Origin of the sequence: Acinetobacter sp. FDAARGOS_558, assembly GCF_003937785.1 — a bacterium.
Lineage (GTDB): Bacteria > Pseudomonadota > Gammaproteobacteria > Pseudomonadales > Moraxellaceae > Acinetobacter > Acinetobacter baumannii.
In genome coordinates this window covers 3549461-3567999 of record NZ_RKJH01000001.1, presented here as the reverse complement: position 1 = coordinate 3567999, position 18539 = coordinate 3549461, and the positions used below count along the sequence as shown (strand labels likewise).

General features: G+C 39.4%; 17 protein-coding genes. 7 read left to right on the top strand and 10 right to left on the bottom strand.

Translation table 11 applies throughout. From position 1 onward, the window contains the following. Window positions 1–17 precede the first annotated feature (17 nt). Window positions 18–1853: an extracellular solute-binding protein gene (locus tag EGT34_RS17285; RefSeq protein ID WP_001171030.1), complete on the bottom strand. Its 1836-nt coding sequence runs from the start codon at window positions 1851–1853 to the stop codon at window positions 18–20. A gap of 15 nt (window positions 1854–1868) precedes the next feature. Then, window positions 1869–5084 (bottom strand): lytic transglycosylase, encoded by a 3216-nt coding sequence (locus tag EGT34_RS17280; protein ID WP_024437407.1) that lies wholly within the window; start codon window positions 5082–5084, stop codon window positions 1869–1871. A gap of 232 nt (window positions 5085–5316) precedes the next feature. Between EGT34_RS17280 and dnaQ the strand changes: the two genes are divergently transcribed. The 3 genes from dnaQ (at window position 5317) to nudC (ending at window position 9215) form a co-directional block, all read left to right on the top strand. After that, window positions 5317–6696 (top strand): DNA polymerase III subunit epsilon, encoded by a 1380-nt coding sequence (gene dnaQ, locus EGT34_RS17275; RefSeq protein ID WP_000084042.1) that lies wholly within the window; start codon window positions 5317–5319, stop codon window positions 6694–6696. Window positions 6697–6828: 132 nt separating this feature from the next. Next, window positions 6829–8472, top strand: coding sequence for a hypothetical protein (locus EGT34_RS17270; protein ID WP_001289244.1), 1644 nt, complete (start codon window positions 6829–6831; stop codon window positions 8470–8472). Beyond that, on the top strand, window positions 8472–9215 hold the full coding sequence (gene nudC / locus EGT34_RS17265; protein ID WP_001292948.1) for an NAD(+) diphosphatase: 744 nt from the start codon (window positions 8472–8474) through the stop codon (window positions 9213–9215). The genes EGT34_RS17270 and nudC overlap by 1 nt, the downstream gene beginning before the upstream one ends. Window positions 9216–9237: 22 nt before the next feature. Here the strand turns inward: nudC and EGT34_RS17260 are convergent, their stop codons facing one another. The 3 genes from EGT34_RS17260 to EGT34_RS17250 all read right to left on the bottom strand — a co-directional run bounded on the left by EGT34_RS17260 (window position 9238) and on the right by EGT34_RS17250 (window position 11294). Next, window positions 9238–10101, bottom strand: a complete 864-nt coding sequence (locus EGT34_RS17260; RefSeq protein ID WP_001048902.1) for an alpha/beta hydrolase — start codon at window positions 10099–10101, stop codon at window positions 9238–9240. 3 nt (window positions 10102–10104) lie between these two features. Further along, window positions 10105–10812: a BON domain-containing protein gene (locus EGT34_RS17255; RefSeq protein WP_000919363.1), complete on the bottom strand. Its 708-nt coding sequence runs from the start codon at window positions 10810–10812 to the stop codon at window positions 10105–10107. 80 nt (window positions 10813–10892) lie between these two features. Further along, window positions 10893–11294 (bottom strand): YraN family protein, encoded by a 402-nt coding sequence (locus tag EGT34_RS17250; protein WP_000959396.1) that lies wholly within the window; start codon window positions 11292–11294, stop codon window positions 10893–10895. A gap of 193 nt (window positions 11295–11487) precedes the next feature. Between EGT34_RS17250 and rsmI the strand changes: the two genes are divergently transcribed. Further along, entirely contained in the window at window positions 11488–12324 is an 837-nt protein-coding gene (gene rsmI, locus EGT34_RS17245; protein ID WP_001275988.1) for a 16S rRNA (cytidine(1402)-2'-O)-methyltransferase, read from the top strand. Window positions 12325–12418: 94 nt separating this feature from the next. Next, window positions 12419–12805: a hypothetical protein gene (locus tag EGT34_RS17240; protein ID WP_000140375.1), complete on the top strand. Its 387-nt coding sequence runs from the start codon at window positions 12419–12421 to the stop codon at window positions 12803–12805. 2 nt (window positions 12806–12807) lie between these two features. On the opposite strand, the gene EGT34_RS17235 is transcribed toward EGT34_RS17240, so the two are convergent. Next, window positions 12808–13698, bottom strand: a complete 891-nt coding sequence (locus EGT34_RS17235; protein ID WP_000887366.1) for a LysR family transcriptional regulator ArgP — start codon at window positions 13696–13698, stop codon at window positions 12808–12810. Between the two features lie 107 nt (window positions 13699–13805). Between EGT34_RS17235 and EGT34_RS17230 the strand changes: the two genes are divergently transcribed. After that, window positions 13806–14408 (top strand): LysE/ArgO family amino acid transporter, encoded by a 603-nt coding sequence (locus EGT34_RS17230; protein WP_000950251.1) that lies wholly within the window; start codon window positions 13806–13808, stop codon window positions 14406–14408. 57 nt (window positions 14409–14465) lie between these two features. Here EGT34_RS17230 and EGT34_RS17225 read toward each other — a convergent pair whose 3' ends face one another. Then, entirely contained in the window at window positions 14466–15107 is a 642-nt protein-coding gene (locus EGT34_RS17225) for a cation transporter (RefSeq protein ID WP_000896586.1), read from the bottom strand. Window positions 15108–15172: 65 nt separating this feature from the next. Between EGT34_RS17225 and EGT34_RS17220 the strand changes: the two genes are divergently transcribed. After that, entirely contained in the window at window positions 15173–15574 is a 402-nt protein-coding gene (locus EGT34_RS17220; RefSeq protein ID WP_000058923.1) for a MerR family transcriptional regulator, read from the top strand. 54 nt (window positions 15575–15628) lie between these two features. Here EGT34_RS17220 and EGT34_RS17215 read toward each other — a convergent pair whose 3' ends face one another. From EGT34_RS17215 to EGT34_RS17205, 3 genes are all read right to left on the bottom strand, one after another. Then, window positions 15629–15880 (bottom strand): hypothetical protein, encoded by a 252-nt coding sequence (locus tag EGT34_RS17215; protein ID WP_000129799.1) that lies wholly within the window; start codon window positions 15878–15880, stop codon window positions 15629–15631. 209 nt (window positions 15881–16089) lie between these two features. Continuing rightward, the gene (locus tag EGT34_RS17210) at window positions 16090–17322 is read right to left on the bottom strand and encodes an FAD-dependent monooxygenase (RefSeq protein ID WP_000005684.1); all 1233 of its coding nucleotides are present in this window, start codon (window positions 17320–17322) and stop codon (window positions 16090–16092) included. After that, the gene (locus EGT34_RS17205; RefSeq protein ID WP_001187361.1) at window positions 17319–18527 is read right to left on the bottom strand and encodes an FAD-dependent monooxygenase; all 1209 of its coding nucleotides are present in this window, start codon (window positions 18525–18527) and stop codon (window positions 17319–17321) included. Before EGT34_RS17205 ends, EGT34_RS17210 begins: the two co-directional genes overlap by 4 nt. Between the last annotated feature and the right edge of the window lie 12 nt (window positions 18528–18539).

The window sequence follows — 18539 nt, the reverse complement described above, 5'->3', positions numbered from 1 at the left end:
CCTTTAGGTACGTGCTTTTATTGTTGATGTAAATATTGAGCAACTTTCTTAGCTTGGTTTGCATTACTCCACCAATACTCTATACCGGCAGAGAGCACAGGTTTCACTTTAGGCTGCTGATACATATTCCAGTACGCATACCAATAATCCCCTTTTCCATAAGTCGGGATCTGGTAATATCCTGCACGAAGTAATCGGTCAAGAACATGAGTATAAGTGATTTGCTGTTCACGGTCTTTGGCAGTGACCAGTTTTGAAATCACCTCATCAATTACCGGATTACGAATACCAGCGTAGTTATAGTTGCCATTTTGAACTGCTGCTGCACTTCCCCAGAACTGAGCCTGTTCATTGCCCGGGTTTAAAGATTGCGGCAAATTCATCGTAGTCATGTCAAAGTCATAACGGCGTGTACGTTCTAAATATTGCGGCGCATCAACCTGCCGTAAATTAATATTAATTCCTAATTTTTTTAAATTTCTTACAAATGGCATCAGTGTTCTTTGTTTGCCATCTTGCTGAATGAGAAACTCAATTTGTACAGGTTTGCCTTCGGGCGTATATAACTGCCCTTCTTTAATTTTATAACCCGCCTCAATCAGCAACTGTCTAGCAAGTAATAGGTTTTGCCGGTTAAAACCACTGGCATCTGAAGCTGGATATTTCCAATCAGCTAAAACAGCTTTTTGCATGACTGGAGAGAGCTTTGGCAAAAGAGGCTTTAGTATGGCCAGTTCATTGTTTGAAGGTCGACCTGTCGCTGCCAAATCACTATTTTCAAAATAACTTTGTAGTCTTTGATATTGTCCGTAAAACAAAGCTTTATTTTGCCATTCAAAATCATAGGCATAAGTTAAAGCTTGTCTAAAGCGGATGTCATTGAAAGGTTTGCGCCGTGTGTTAAAAACATAACTCTCGGTTGCAATGGGGTTATGATGTCTAAATTTATATTGCGTTACCAAACCTGCTTTTACAGCCGGAAAATGATAGTCAGTGACCCATTTTTTAGGATTAGTTTCTTCATGCAAGGTATATTGCCCAGATTTAAAACCTTCGAATGCAATATCCCAATTTCGGTAATAAACATACTTTAAATGATCGAAGTTATAGCGCCCTTTATTAATAGGTAAGTCTTTTGCCCAATAATTCGGATTACGTTTATAACTAATACTTCGACCTGCATCAATTTTCTCAACAACGTAAGGCCCTGAACCTATAATCGGTTGCAAGCTAATACGGGTAAAATCACGTTTCTGCCAATCTGCTTTTGAGTAAATCGGTAAACTCGCCACAACAAATGGCATTTTAGGATTATGGCTGGACTTAAAAGTGAATTTAACTTGATGTGGGTTTATCACTTCTGTTTTCACTAAGTCTGCAAGATACATTTGTAGACCAAAATTAGATTTGGTTTGATAGGTATCAAAGCTAAATTTCACATCTTCAGCTGTTACGGGCAGCCCATTACTAAATCGAGCTTTTGGGTTTAAATAAAAAGTAACTGACTGAGTTTTTATAGGATCATACGAAACTTTTTCTGCCAGAAGTGGATATAACACCCCCACTTCATCAAGTGACTGGGTCATTAAAGTATCAAAAAGATAATTTACCCCTTCTGTCGCATTTCCCTTACCGTTCATACTGTTTAAGTTATCAAATGTCCCTTGCGCAGCCTGACTCAATACTCCGCCTTTAGGTGCATTCGGGTTGGCATAAGGCATAGCAGCCATTGCCAGATATTTAGGCTTAGAATGAATTGCGATATAAGGCGTGGTCTGCTGAGCAGAGAATATAACTTGCGAAAAAACACTGAGCCCGACTAGCAGGCTCAGTTGAGAATATAACTTTTGCATAAAGTACTAATTATTCTATAAATTAGGCACTTTAATGATATCGCCAATACGCAATTGAGTCGACGGTGTTAGGTTGTTGAGTTCCGCCAGTAAAGTGGTTTCTAAACCATATTTGCTCGCAAGACCAATTAAGGTATCACCACGTTTGACTTTGTATTCCACTACAGTTTTTGGAATCACAATATTTTGTCCACGCTGTAAATTGGCATTTGCTTTTAATGCATTCATTTCAGCAAGTTCACGAACTGAAATACCCGCACGACTCGCAATAGCATTTAACGACTCACCAGCTTTAACCGTGTACTTTTCAGTATTTTTTCCTGCAACTACAGCTTTTGGGGACGATTTCGCCGTATCCGTTTTAGCTGTTTCTACTGTTGGTAAATCACCTGTTAATTTTAAGCGTTGACCAACACGAACATTACTGTTGCGAGACAAACCGTTCAATGCAGCGAGGTAATCTAACTGTAAATGATAGCGGTTAGCGATATTTCCTAGGCTATCACCAGATTTAACTGTGTAGGTCTCTGGTGTTTCTTCTTTGGTATTTTTAGCCGAAACTTTGCTAGTTGTTTCAACTTCACCAGTTAATTTTAAACGCTGACCAGCACGAAGGCCTGCAGTACGTGACAAGCCATTCAAATCCGCCAAATAACTGGTTTGTAAGTTATATTTAGCTGCAATTGCATTTAAGCTATCGCCTGACTGCACAACATATTGATCAGGAACTGATGCACCAGCCGGAACTTTTAGAGTTTGTCCCAGTTGGACATGACTGTTCGCTTTTAAGTTGTTCAGTTCAGCAAGCTCAGCTAGGCTAATTTTAGACTTGGTCGCAATGCTTGATAATGTATCACCACGCTGCACTTTATAACTTTCAGTTTTATATGATGGACCTGCTGCAAGCTTTTCATATTTACCAGAAGCCTTGCTGTCATCAACTTCATCAACAGTGATTTCTTTTGCAGGTACATTAATTTTTTGGCCTACAATTAAACTACTACCAGCTGATAACCCTGGTGTTAGGTCTGCCAACTCTTGATTAGATAATGCATAACGGTCTGCAATTAATTTCAAATATTCGCCACGTTTAACCGTATAACTCTTTGTTGCAATACGACGTGTACTTGCTTGAATTGCCTTTGGCTCTACTTTAGCAGCACGATTACCTTTAGGTTCTTTTAACTGTAATTTTTGCCCTACAAACAAGCCATCTGTTACAGACAAATCGTTATATTCAGCTAGCTGTTTCACTGACAAATTAAATTGATTTGCCACTCCTGTTAAACTGTCATTTGCTTGAACAACATAGACATCAGGTTTAGCTGCCGATTTTGCCGTAGTTTCCGCCTCTTGAGGCTTAGCATCATAGAGATATAGACTGGTTCCTACAAATAAAGTCTTTTCAGGGTCAATCTGGTTCCATTTAGCTACATCACGCCAGTTCACACCATTCTTCATGGCAATAACTGCTAAAGTATCGCCAGGTTGTACTGTATAAGTACTACGCTTACCTTTAGGTTGTACAACCACAACATCTGTATCAGTCTTAATATAAGGCTTATCTTTATTGCGCTGAGCATCTTCAGAGTTTGCAAGAGTTGCATCTTCAGCTAAAGTTTTTGGATAAGCAAAACCTTTACTTACTTCTTTACCTTGCTGCTCAGCAACAGATTGACTGGTCTGAATTGCGGTTAACTTAATTTTGCCATCATACGGATCGACAATTTCTGTACCCTGAGGTGCAAGTGCTTTTAACTCGGCAACAACTTGGTCTTTTTCAGCTTGAGTAGCTTGTGGTTCCAAAGCCTGATCAACTGTTTCCTTTTCCCCTTCAGCACGCACTGCCGCTAAAATTTTCTCGCGTTCAGTTGCTGAAATTGGCGGTTCCGTTCTCACAGGTTTGATATTTGCAGCCGGAGTGACCGCAACAGGAATACGTGGTGCACTTGGTACATCAGCTGACGCTGCAAAAGCAGCTAGTGCATCAGAACCACGAGGTGTTGCAGTTTTTACCGTTACCGAGCTGCTACTTGTTTTAGCAGGTGTCGATGGTCTTACTGGCTGAGCTGGAGTTGATGGAGTAGTTCTAACTGTGACTGAAGTTGAAGTCGTTGTGGTCGGCTTAGACGGCGAAGTAACACTTGCCCACCAGCCTGAACTTCCACCTGCTTTCATTCCTTTTAGCTTGTTATCCACTGAAGGACTTATATCAGCTGGAATCAAAATACGCATTGGACTTGCAGGATCTACTGTTTCACCACGATAGGCTGGGTTTAATGCATATAACTCAGCACGGCTAAGGCCCGTTACCGATGCGATTTCATTTAAAGATAATGGTGCAGATAAGGTAACTTCACGGAAATGGGGTCTGTTTGCAATCGGAGGTAACGAAACCCCATAAGCGCGTGGGTTTTTAATAATTTGAGCGACAGCCAAGAAACGCGGAACATAGTTCATGGTTTCTTGCGGTAATTTTAGTGACCAATAGTCTGTTGGCAAACCAGCAGCCTGATTTCGGTTAATCGCCTGTTGAATACGACCCGGACCAGCATTATAAGCAGCCAAAGCTAATTCCCATGAACCGAACTGGTTATATAAGCTTCCTAAAAACTCATAGGCAGCACGAGTAGATTCCACAACATCACGGCGTCCGTCGTACATACCCGTTTGTTGTAAACCATAAATACGACCAGTACTTGGAATAAATTGCCATAAACCCGCCGCCGCCGCACTACTTGTTGCAGCAGGGTCATATGAACTTTCAATCACTGGTAATAACGCAAGTTCGGTTGGAAGACCACGGCGTTCTGCTTCTTTAACAGTATGATATAAATAACGACTTGCGCGAGCACTTAAGCGGTCAAGGTAGGGCTGACGTGAGATAAACCAACTACGCTGCGCTTCAATACGTGGATCCCAATGATTGAGGTCCATTTTGAAGCCTACAGCCATACGCTTCCAGACATCACCGTGTTTTAAAATAAGTAAACGGTCGCCCTCTACAGCACGCATATCTGTTGCTGAAAGTAAGTCTTCTAAAGAGTCCAGACTGCTTGCATCAAGATAGCCTGCTCCACTCACCTGTTTTGTTTTCGAGGTTTTTGCAGATTGCGGAGTCGAAGAACAGCCTGTTGTAATACCCAACGCAGCTAAAGCAGAGCTAAGGACTGTAATTTTGAATAATGATGCTGCAGATGGCTGCCACACAAATGTGGTTGGTTTATACATAAAAACTTCCAAACAACTCGCGTAATATTTCTTGGGGTCTGCCCACAAACCCTAGGTCTTCGATGCCATTGTAGTAAAGCATGCAAGATAGACAAGGCAATAATTTAATGTCATTTGCATGGAAATGTTACAAGAAATTAAAAAAAGCTTGCTTTGTAACGATGGAACCGAACTTTTTGCGTATACAATACACCAAATTCAGCTCTTTTTCTTTCAGTTTAGGTTTCGATTTATGTCTCAAACAATCACACTGTATGTTGATGGTGCATGTCGTGGCAATCCGGGTTTAGGCGGTTGGGGTGCATATGTCATTACCGAACAGGGTGAACATAAATTATTTGGCGGTGAACCCGACACAACAAATAACCGTATGGAACTTACTGCGGCTATTGAAGGAATTTCTTTTTGCCCTCCTGATGCTCAATTAATTGTCTGGACAGACTCAAATTATGTGAAGCAAGGTATTACAGAATGGATTCATGGTTGGAAAAAGAAAAACTGGAAAGATGTTAAAAATCCTGACCTATGGCAAAAACTCGATGCCGTTTGTGCGGGTAGAAATATTGAATGGAACTGGATTAAAGGCCATGCAGGACATGCAGGTAATGAAATGGCTGACCAACTTGCGAATTTAGGTGCAGACAAAACTGCTCAAGAACTTAAACAACCACAGTCAGCCACTGTATCGCAAGATATAAAAAAGCCTGAACAAGACTGGTTACTAGACGATCCTTTCGGATTCGATCTGGTTGAAACAACCGAAGATGAAACGGTTACTTTAGAGCAGACACAAGAAGTTGAGATGATTGTTGTGGATGAAGAAATGAATGTAGTTGAGGCTGTAGAACAAGAAGAACAACAGCAAAATACCAATATTCATCCACAAATTGTGATGACTGAAGCCAAGCTTAAATTACAAGGCCCAAGACAACTCATACTCGATACGGAAACAACTGGTTTCTATTTCCAAGATGGTGACCGCATTATTGAAGTCGGTGCGATCGAAATGATTAACCGTAAGCTTACGGGTAGTTCGATTCACATTTATATTAATCCTGAAAAACCAGTGGGTGACTCTGTTCAAGTCCACGGTATTACAGATGAGTTTTTGGTCGACAAACCAAAATATGCAGAAATTGCAGATACCTTATTTGAATACCTAAAAGGCGCAGAAATTATTGCCCATAACGCAACCTTCGATATGAACTTCTTAGATATGGAGTTTAAACGTGTTGGGTTACCTGCTCTTTCAGAAGTTTGTGAAGTTACCGATACTTTAGCTTTAGCGAAAAATAAGCATCCTGGGCAGAAAAACTCACTTGATGCCTTAGTTAGACGTTATGAAATTCCAGCGCGTGACCGTACTTTCCACGGCGCATTACTCGATGCTGAAATTCTTTCTGATGTTTACTTGGCAATGACAGGTGGTCAAGTTTCCTTTGATATGGATGCCCTATCGCAAAGTGAAAGTGACCAGCAAAAAACGACCAAAGCTAGAGTTCAAATTGAATTACCTGTTATTTACCCTTCAGATGAAGAGCTAAACATACATGAGACTTGGGTCAAAGAATTTGAGAAAAAACATGGAGAACCTTGCCTTTTTGCAAAATAAATTTTTGATTCTCTAATGTTTTTTTAGTTTCCCCTTTTGCAAGTTAAGTTATATTAGTCGTATAGATTTTTAGCTCAAACTATTGAGCCATGACGAATATAACAATTGATTTTTTTGCAAAGGGGAATTTTTATGTCTGAGCATAATTCGATTCAATTTGATCCAACAGCGTTGCTCATCATTAAAAATGAAATTGATAATTCAATAAAACTGGTGGAAGGCGCTGTAAGTACCTTAATTGAAGAACAGGCTCTCCCTTTTGGTATTGATGATGCATTAGAACAATTTAAACAATGTACTCAAGTCTTACGTCTCATTGATATTCCGTATTTGGCAAAAATCACTCAATATTCAACCGAGTTGATGCAAAAGATTATGGCGAATCCAGAGCGCATCAATACAGATGACGTTGTTGCTTTAAGTGAAGGCACAACCATGGTTAAACGTTATATTGAGTTCATCTGTTTACGTGAAGTCGAAGTACCTCAGTTTCTTTTAGACACCTTAAATAATTTAGAAAAAGCCTTAAATAAGCCACTAACCTCTTCTGGACAACAGATTGCGTCAAAGCTTTCAACAGTTTCACTTGAGTTACCGTTACCCGAAGTGCTTATTAATGAAAGAACTCAGTTTATCCATCAACTTTATAAATTATCACTACATCAATTTTTAAATAAAACTGAAAGTGCTCGAGACTTTCAAGCATTTAAACTGATTGGCAGTTATTTAGTGAGCATGGCTCAAGGCCAACCAAGCCAGCAATACTGGCAATTGGTGAACTCTGCCTTTAGCCATATTGATGAACTTGTTTTAAATGATGCTCGCCTACGTGTGTTCATTAACCTTGAAAATGCCATAAGTTTATTTTTAGCTTCACCTGAAGGCTTTGAAGCAAACTTAACTGCTCTAGCAGATATCATGAGTATCGTGATTGGACAAGAAGACCAACTTGCGCAGCATATCCGTAGTCAGTTAAACATTGGCCATGAGTTTCTCACCGACACTCAACTTAAAGCACTGAGCCAACACTTGTATGGTCCAGACTTTGATACCATGCAAACGGTAAGTCAATTAATCTTAAGCGAAATGAATAAAGTTCGTAATGATATTGAATATAACTACCAAAACATGTCACCAGAAAAAGCTCAGCAACTACAAAGCAATCTTATGCAGCTTGCTCATACTTTTAAATTACTCAACTTAAATGAAGCTGCTTCAGAGCTTTCTCAACAAGCCAGCAGTTTAAGCCAAATCAATATCTTGAGTAATGAAAACTATGCTCAGCAGTTGATGAAAAGCATTTTATCTGCCATGAATGCCATTGGTATTTTGGTGTGCCATTATTCATCTAACCGTCTACAAATTCGTGTGAACAATACCAATATCTCTCTAGATCGTTTAGATGAAGCACATCAGACATTATTGAATGAGACCAAAAATTTAACCGATTTTGTATGCCAAAGTTTGACTCTCTATGCCAACGATCAAACTCAAAATATTGAAGCAATTGCAGGCTCTTTAAAAGAGTTGGCTGGCGCGGCTGAATTTTTAGGAAGCACAGTTCAACAAAATGCTTTGCTTGAAACTGCCAAGTTTGTCCAAAAGCAAATCGATCAAAATCAGCCTTTCAATCATGATCAGATTCACTGTATTTTTAACGTTTTAGCTGGGCTAGATATGTTAGTTGACAATTTAAAAAATAAACAGCCTGTTCTACAATCCATGTTTGATGTAGCATTGCTAAGTAGTCAACAACTTCAAAAAAAGGCAGCTTAATGTCTGAGTTATCACTTGCTTATATTTTTCATCATCAACAATTATTGGTTGACCAAAACCTTCAATTACCTAAAGTCGAAAAGTTAGCAAGTGATCTGCTTTTCACTCATGATGAACAGGTCATTGCACGTGACCTGTTGAGTGAAGAAGCCATTCCGGAAGGACTGCAACTCGTTCCAATTCGTCAACTTATTTCCAACTGGTCAAAAGAACAATTTTTACAGGCAAGTCGTGCTGTACAGTTGCTCGAATGGCGACGTAATCACAAGTTTTGTAGCCACTGCGGGCATGCTACCGAAGTACACCCTACAGAATATGCTATGGTGTGCCCTTCTTGTCGCTACCACCAATATCCGCGTGTAAACCCATGTATTATCACCATCATTACTAAAGGCGATGATGAAATTTTATTGGCGAAATCTATTCACAATAAAACCAATATGTATGGCTTGATCGCAGGATTTGTAGAAGTTGGGGAAACGCTTGAAGAAGCTGTTCAGCGCGAAGCTTTAGAAGAAGTGGGACTTAAACTCAAAAATATCCAATATATGTCAAGCCAACCTTGGCCTTTTCCAAGCAATCTCATGATTGCATTTAGAGCTGAATATGAGTCAGGTGAAATTTCTTTGCAAGAAGATGAAATTGCCGATGCGCAGTTCTTTAAATTTGATCAGCTACCTGAAATTCCATTTAAAGGCAGTATTGCACACGCAATGATTACGCAGATTACTCAAGCGAAGTAATCTGCGCTCTCAAACAGATGTTTTAGAATACTTCATCCAGAAAGTGCAAAATGGTCCGTTTAGTTCGGAAGTAATGACTTACAAAACTCGATAAACTCGCCAAAATTGTAATATGACCTGTTTTAGGAATCACAGCGATATGACTGTGATTTCCGCTTTGTCTAAGTGCCTGATCAAGATCAAAGGTATTTTCTTTTTTTACAAGCTGATCATTTTCAGCCATGAGCAGATAATGCTTAATATGATTTTGATTTACAAAATAATATGGCATCACTTCTTTATAAGAAATGCTTTGATCAAAAGCATCTTCGGCAAGCGGATCACCTTTATAATCAAAATGATAAGGACCTGCCAAACCAAAAATTGCTTTAATATTACCTAAACATTGAATTGTATTTGGCTTTGGATGATAAACAGCAGACATCACATTAAATGCACCTGCCGAATGTCCCATAAGCACAATATTCTCTGTCGAGATTTCCAATTTTTCTTGGTTCTGGTGTAAATAGTTTAACGCTTGTGTTAAGTCATCTACATAACTTGGAAAAATATTCTTTGGTGCGAGCTGATAGTTAATGACAGCAACGTCATAACCTTCTTTCGTAAACGCTTCACCTATAAATAAATAGTCTCGTTTATTACCATGTTGCCAAGCACCACCATGTACAAAAACAATGAGTGGTCGATGAGCTAAACGCTTAGTAGAACGATAAATATCTAGACGATGGCGAGGCTTTAAGCCATAACGCACATTTAAAACCTGCTCAAAACCATCTTTTGGTGTAAAACGGTTTAAAGCAAAGCTCCCCAAATCATACAGACGGAACTCTTTATAAAGAGTTCTCGCCTGCTCAATTTTGCTTTGTAATTGTTCAATCAGGTTCATATTTTATTGTGCAGAAGATGCTGGATCTGTTTGGTCCGGATCAATTGCAACAGGAGTTTGAACTGTTGGTTGAGCAAGAACGTTATTAATTACTGGTGTAGTTGTTGCACTGGCAGTACTCGCTGCCGGAGCAGGCGCTAAATCAATATTATCAATGAGCGTTACAATCTTAGTCACGTTACCGACATTTTGAAGCACATTGTTTAAGTCATTAATTTCAGCTGTGTTTAAACGACCCATCACATATAAAACACCATCTTCGGTATGAACCAGTACTTTACTGTCCGATACTACTGGAGCTTTCATTAATAAAGCACGTGTATTTGCAGTTACCCCAGCATCTTGCATGATCGTGTTATAGCTTACTTTGTTACCCACAGTAATGTAGTTATGTACAGCTTTCACATCACTCATGGCCTTAACGTTGTCTTCTGCCAACTGTTTTAAGTATGGGTCTGGCACCTGTCCAGTTAACAATACTGTGCTATGGAAGCTTTCGATGTTAATACGAGATTGTTTAAAACGCTGATCAAGCTTATAGAGGTTAATATTCGCTGTACGCTTAATTGAAGAATCAATAAATACTTGGCCTAAGCTACGTACACCACTATCTGTTCCAACTGGAGCTGTACCTGTTCCACCAGAAATAAAACTTGCGCAACCTGACAAACTTGCGACACAAAGCGCTGTTACAGCAATACGTTTCAACACTCCACCAGACTCCTATCAATCTCTTCTTGGCTTGATCATAAAACATCAGTCTTTAATTTGCTCAAAAGAGTAATGAACTCTTAATCCAAAGTAAATGCATTTTCGATCCATTGCAGATCATAATGGAATTTTGAAAAGTCTTGCTGTACTGTTTTTGCAATTTTCTGTGGAAAATCAAAACAAATCACATCAAAACGACAATAAAAATCCTGATAAGATGGGTAGCGCTGTAAAAACCTCATCGCCGTCTTAATTATTTTTTTCTGTTTGCTCAAGGTCACCATTTCACAAGCTTGACCATAATTTCCCTGCCCTCGCGCTTTTACCTCAACAAAAATCAATTCGTTACCGCGTTTTACAATCAGATCGACCTCTCCACGGCGTGAATGATAATTACTGGCGACCCATTCATAATTTTGTTCTTTTAAAAGTTTTAGTGCTGTTTGTTCCGCCCATTGGCCCAACTGCTGTGCAACTAACATAATTTTTTTGTTTCCCCAATTAAAAATGTAAATACTGTTAATGCCGGTTCTATACCTTTTTATTTTTGAATTGAACAAATCAAAAGCAGATGTTTCGAAAAATAAAAAGCCTACTGACATTGTTCACGCCAAAAACATAATTTCGGGTACACTAACCCATTAAAATTGTTTATCTGTACGGAGTAAAAACCAAATGAGTGCTCAGTTATTTGTTGTAGCCACCCCAATCGGGCACTTAGATGATATGACTTTCCGTGCAATTGATATCTTAAAATCAGTTTCTGTTGTTGCTGCCGAAGATACACGCCAATCAGCTCAATTATTCAAACACTATAATATATCTACTCCACTTACCGCATGCCACGACCATAATGAAAGCAACAAAATTGAGCAGTTAGTTCAAAAGCTACTTGCTGGTGAAAATATTGCTTTGATTAGTGATGCAGGCACACCACTTATTAGTGACCCTGGGTTTAAACTGGTCCGTGCTGCTCAAGAACATGGTATTAGGGTTGTACCTGTACCGGGTGCATGTGCTGCAATTGCGGCGTTAAGTGCTGTGGGCTTACCAAGTGACCGCTTTAGTTTTGAAGGTTTTTTACCATCAAAAGCTTCTCAACGTATTACGCAACTTGAAAAGCTTAAAAATGAAACTCAAACCTTAATTTTCTATGAAGCACCACACCGTATTTTAGAATGCGTAAAAAATATGGCTGAAGTATTTGGTGAAAACCGCCCTGTGGGTTTCGCACGTGAAATTACCAAAACTTTTGAAACCATCAAAAAAATGACTTTAAAAGATTTGGTTAGTTTTATTGAAAATGACCATAACCAAGAAAAAGGTGAAATTGTTCTTGTAGTTGGCGGTGCACCAGAAAAAACCGATCTGGAACAAGAAAAACTAGATGAGCTTTTAAAGCGCTTACTTCAAGATTTATCAGTTAAAGCAGCATCTCAACTGGCTGCTGATTTAACGGGTATTAAGAAAAAAGTCGCTTATCAACGTGCGCTTGAGTTAACACAATCTTAATTTATTAACTAAACGGTGATGACCAAAGCCTATGTCATCACCGCGCATAAATTTTGCACAACAATATTAAAGATAAAAAAATAAGAGTATTGATATGACTGAATCACTTGGAAAACTTGGCCCGCATGAAGGACAAGAACTAGAATTATTATTGTCTGGTCATAAATCGATTGCTTTATTTTATGAGTTATTACCCATTGAATTTATAAAACATCTTGAGCAAGGATCTTTATCTATGCTCAGTAAAGACATTGAAACTTCTCTGTCTCTCCCCTTTTCAATTATGTTGATCTATAAAGATGCGTCTTTAGCAGATTTGAATGAACTCATGTTATGTATTGAAAAATCACTAAAGGAGACTCAGCTCGAAGATCGCTTAGAGCTTGACCGTAGAATCGGACAACTTTTAGGTTACTCAACACAAGATATAGAGTTTTATATTCAACACATTTCAAATCGACATTTAAAAACTAAGATCTAAAATTATCTCAATATCTGCTTTGCTGATTCAACAATGGTCTCAGTCAGTACATCAAGTTGTTTCGACTGTCTTTTCCAGTGATGCCAATATAAAGGAACATCAAGTTGAGCCTCAGGCATAATATCAATAAGTGTTCCATTTTCGAGTAATGGTTGAACCTGAAGCTCGGGCACCATGCCATAGCCCAAACCTAGTTGAATTGCTTTAACAAAAGCATCTGTCGCCGGAATAAAACTATAAGGATAACTCTGCATTGGTAAACCGTATCCTTTTAATAAAACCTCTGAATGCATTAAATCTTTATGGTTAAAAATAACCGCCGGTGTTTTTCTTAAAACTTCTCGGTTAACTCCACCACTAAACCACCGATTTACAAACTCGGCCGATGCCAGCATTTTATAGCGCATTTTACCAAGAGGCTGAGCTAAGCAACCCGCCATCACCTGCTCTTCTGCTGTAATACATGCATTGACCTGACCCGTTTCTAGCAAAGTATGCGTATGTGATTGATCATCAATTTTTAGCTCTAATACTATTTTTTCTTTAAAAAGTGTTTGCTGAATACTGGGTAAAAGCCAAGTTGCCAATGAGTCTGCATTTGAAGCCAACGCAATTTTATAAAATTCTGATTCAGAAGATTTGCCCATTAAACCTTGTAAAAGATTTTGCTCCATTAACCTTGTATGACGTAAATGCTGGAGTAAAGTTTGCCCTGCTTGTGTAAGCACACATGGACGGCCACGTATTATTAAAATCTGCCCTAAATATTTTTCTAGGGCTTGTACACGTAGTGATACAGCAGAGGGAGTTATACATAAATGCTCTCCTGCTGCATCAAAACTTCCGACTTCTGCAACCGCCAGAAAAGCTTCACACTGCTTACTATCCAACATACAAGACCTAAATTATTTTTAGCCAAACCTAAATATTCTTAATTTTACTTATTTCTTAATAAAAAGTCAGATAATTCTCCCATCTGATTTTTTTCTGCTTAATGGTTATGCTTTCTCTGAGTGTGTTTTTTAAAGGTTTAGGTATTGGTAGCGGCCTAATTGTAGCGATTGGCGCCCAAAACGCTTTTGTTCTAAAACAAGGGCTTAAACAGCAATATGTATTTTGGCTATGTTTAATTTGTGCCCTATCCGATTCAATTTTAATCGCCTGTGGGGTATTAGGTTTTGCCGAAATTATGACAGCATCACCCATCTTAATCACAGTCGCTAAATATTTAGGGGCAACATTCTTATTCGTCTACGGTGCAAAAGCCTTCTATGCCGCGTTTAAAACTAACCAAGGCATGGAACTTGATAGCAGCCAAAAGCAGACTTTAACCCAAGCACTTATAACCTGTCTTGCCTTTACTTGGCTGAATCCACATGTTTATTTAGATACCATTGTACTGATTGGTTCGGTTGCGACACAGCTAGAAGATAAAATCAGTTTTGCCTTAGGTAGCATTCTTGCCTCTTGGATTTTCTTTTTCAGTCTAGGCTATGGTGCAAGATTTCTAAAACCATTATTTATCAATCCAAAAGCTTGGAAAATTTTAGATTTCATGATTGGTTGCGTTATGTGGAGTATCGCAATATCACTTCTCATCTAATGCATTCAAAAACAAAAAAGTACCATGTAAGCATGGTACTTTTTTATGCAATCAAAATTAAGCTTCTGAACCCAACATTAACTTTGATTGTTTTCTTTCTTGTAATGATTGCTTAATCACAGCATAACCCGAAGATACACCTAAATATGCAATAACAAAGGCTACGAACAAATCAGGAAATATAGTGCCTGTTCCAAACACGCCTACAGCAGCCAAAACAACAGCAATGTTGGCGATAGAATCATTTCGACTACACAACCAGACAGAGCGCATATTGGCATCGCCATCGCGGAATGCATAAAGCATTAAAGCAACAGAAACGTTAGCAATTAAAGCGATTACCCCAATTGCCCCCATGACCATCGGTTCAGGTGAAACGCCATGAAAAAATGACCAAACGACTTTTGCAATAACGAAGAACCCAAAAGCGGCCATCGTTATACCCTTAACAAGTGCTGCGGTTGCACGCCAGTAAAGGCTCATCGAAAGCACGACTAAAGACAGAGCATAATTTGCAGCATCTCCGGCAAAATCTAATGCATCTGCCCATAATGAAACAGATTGGGCTTTATAACCACCGACTATTTCAACGACAAACATGAGTGCATTAATTACAAGTGCAATCCATAACGCTTTTCTAAAGCGTGGGCTTACTTTCTTTGTAGGAGAGCAGGTTGAAGCACATCCACATCCAGCCATTTTATTTCCTCAAAAACTCTTTTATAGTGATTAAAAACCCTTGAGTAGCTCCAGAGTCAAGTCTTATGAGTCTTTCTATTGGTCAATTATCAAAAAAAGCGGATGTCCCGATCGATACTATTCGTTATTACGAAAAAGTAGGTGTGTTGGACCGAATTCAGCGCTCAGAAAATAATTATCGTGTTTACACAGATCAAACACTTGCAGACCTATTATTTATTAAACATTGCCGTGAATTAGATATTTCTCTCAGTGATATTAAAACGCTAAAAGAAATGAAAGCTCAGCCGAAACGGGCTTGTACGGAAGTCGATAACTTGGTGAATAAATACTTGATAGAAGTATCGGAAAAGATTGAGCGACTGTTGCTTTTAAAAGAAACCCTAATCGATTTAAAACAACACTGCTCTACCGACCGTACAGTAGATGAATGCGGCATTTTAAAAGAACTACAAAACCATCCTTAAATCATCATAAAACGGGCAATAAAAAAGCATCACTCAAGTGATGCTTTTTTAATATTAACGATCGCTATGTTCATCTGGTGGAACTTCTGTGATTCTTCCGCCACGAGCTAAAAACGCAGCGACTTCATCTTCCAACGCTTGGCGTTGTTTTTGTTTCGCAGTTACGGTAAGCGTTTCTGCTTCTGCAAGATCAGCATCAGTTAAGTTGCCTGCTTCTTCATCAGCTGCGCCACTTTCAGCCGCTTTGGCTTCATCTTCATCTACAGCAGAATCTTCTGCATCTTCATAATCATTGATATCTGTCATTTTTACACTCCCCACAATGATTTGTATTGCATCATCGCTATGGTCTTCAAGACCTCAGAAATTTAGCAATCTCTTTGCATTTAGCAAAGAGCCAAATTGGTCAAATCCGTATCTTTTCTGACCGAATTGGTAATGATATATAAATGATTGTTTAAAAAATATCTACTGATATTTATTTAGATCAGTAGAGCATAAACTTCGTAATTATTTTAACGACTATACTGGGTGTTTTGTAAAGCCCCTAAACCATTTGCTTGTTGCATAAAACGCTCTTTTAAGAACGAAATTTGTTCAACTTGCTTGAGTCCCACATTCCGGGCCCAAATCAATGGAAATAGCTCACTGCTTTCTAGCCAACCAATTGCCGACATACTATGCATCATCGCATCATTCTGTCCTTTACGGCGGTGTTCATAACGCATTAAGGTTTGTTCATGCGCCCATACACCACGACCTAAATCATGCAATAGTGCATCACAGAGTACCGCTGCATCTAAACAACCAATATTCACCCCTTGTCCAGCAAGTGGATGAATCACATGAGCTGCATCACCGATTAGGGCTAGGCCAGCTTTAACGTATTGTTTTGCAGCGCGCGCTTTCAATGGAAATTGTGCTCTTGAACGAACATCTAATACTTCGCCCAACATATGTTGGCTTTCTCGAGTTAAAAGCTGCATAAACTCGCGATCACTTAAAGCCGAATATTCATCGGCATAATCATCTGGCAGTGTCCAGACAATGGACTGCCAGTAGCCATTTTCACTTTCTTCAAGACTAGCCATCGGCAAATATGCCAAAGGTCCAGTAGGTAAAAAGATTTGCCGAGCAACATAATGATGAGGCTTAGACGTTTTAATCGCACAGCTAATCGCTGCTTGTTTGTAATCTAGTACATCTAGATCAATAAAGGCTTGCTCACGTACAAATGAATTGGCGCCATCAGCGCCAATAAGCAGTTTTGTTTTAAGTGTCGTGCCATCTGCCAATTGAATATGCCAACACCCAACACCTTGCTCAATACGTGTCACGCGGACTTGAGTACGATAATCTGTTAACTGCTCAAGCATTTTTTGTTGTATAGCAACATTCAATACACTTGGCTCAACCATAGAACCCAAGGCTTGTTCTGGCATTGGTCTTTGCACAGACTCATGGCCAAAATTAATTTCACCATAGCCATTTAAGTTCCACACTTGCATGCCGGTATAAGGCATTTGACGTGCCAGATCATCCCAAACATTGACTGTTTTAAGTAAATGAATCGTCGCTTGGCTAAGTGCTAAAACACGCGGGTTCATCACGCTTAATGTTTTTTCAACATCAAGTACAGGGGCAGCATCAAGCACGGTAGGCTGTACACCACCTTGTGCAAGTAATAAAGCAGTTAAGCCACCAACTAGTCCACCACCAACAATGACGACATCTAACACTTCACTCATGCTTTTAACCCCATTGCATAGTTTGCTACCAGTGGCTTAACACCCGGAATGACATCAAATGCAATTAATCCTGTATTACGGATTAATTTTAATAATGGGTTTTGGTTACTAAAGCCCCGGACTACGGTATCGCAGAACTTAATTACTCGCTGCTGGTCAGATAAACGGGCTTGTTCATAGGCAAGTAAATTATCTGGGTTACCAATATCATCAGATGCGCTTAACTGGTTCACTAAATAACGCAGCAATACATCTGCATCACGCAGACACAAATTAAAACCTTGCCCTGCAACCGGATGGATTGTATGCGCTGCATTCCCCATTAAAATAACGCGTCCGACAGCTTGTTTATGCGCAAGCACTTGTGAAAGCGGGTAACTAAAGCGTTTACCCGTTTTTTCAAATTTACCCGCTCTGTCACCATAAGTTTTTTGCAAAGCATCTAAAAAGTGTTGGTCGTTTTCTTCACCTAACCACTCACCTTCAGTGCCTTTTTTAACAGGCCATACCACTGAGCGACGGTATTCACCCGGTAATGGCAACAAAGCTAAAGGCCCTAATGCACTAAAACGTTCAAACCCTACATGCTCATGCGGTTTTGAAGTCTGAACAGTCGTAACGATCGCAACCTGATCATAGTCGTGGACATCAACACCCACACCAATTGCTTGACGACAGAAAGAATCGCGCCCATCTGCTGCAATTAATAATTTTGACTCAAGCTTTAAGACTTCATCACCACGCTGAGCTTCAATATGTACCTGTTCAGCGTCTTGAGTTAAAGCAGTTACTTGTACGCCATCAATCAGTTCAATCAAAGGTTGTTGACGTACTTGAGTTAATAAAACACGACCGAGCCATGCATTTTCAATGACTTGCCCAAAGCTTTCAACTTTCTCTTGTTCTGCAATTAAACGTGCTTTCCCAAAACTGCCTTGCTCAGTAATGTGAACTTGCAAAATTGGAGTGGCATGCTGTTGTAAGGCATCCCATAACCCTAACTTCTGATAAATCTGTACGCTACGACGTGATAAAGCCGTATTTCGCGCATCAAAACTGGAATGATAAGGGGCAACATTTTGATCATCATAGTTTGGGTATTTCACAGCTTCTAATAGCTTTACCGCGATATTAGCCTTCGCCAGCATGAGGGAAAGGCTTAAACCCACCATCCCCCCACCTACAATAATCACTTGTTGTTGCATCGAGTTTTGCTC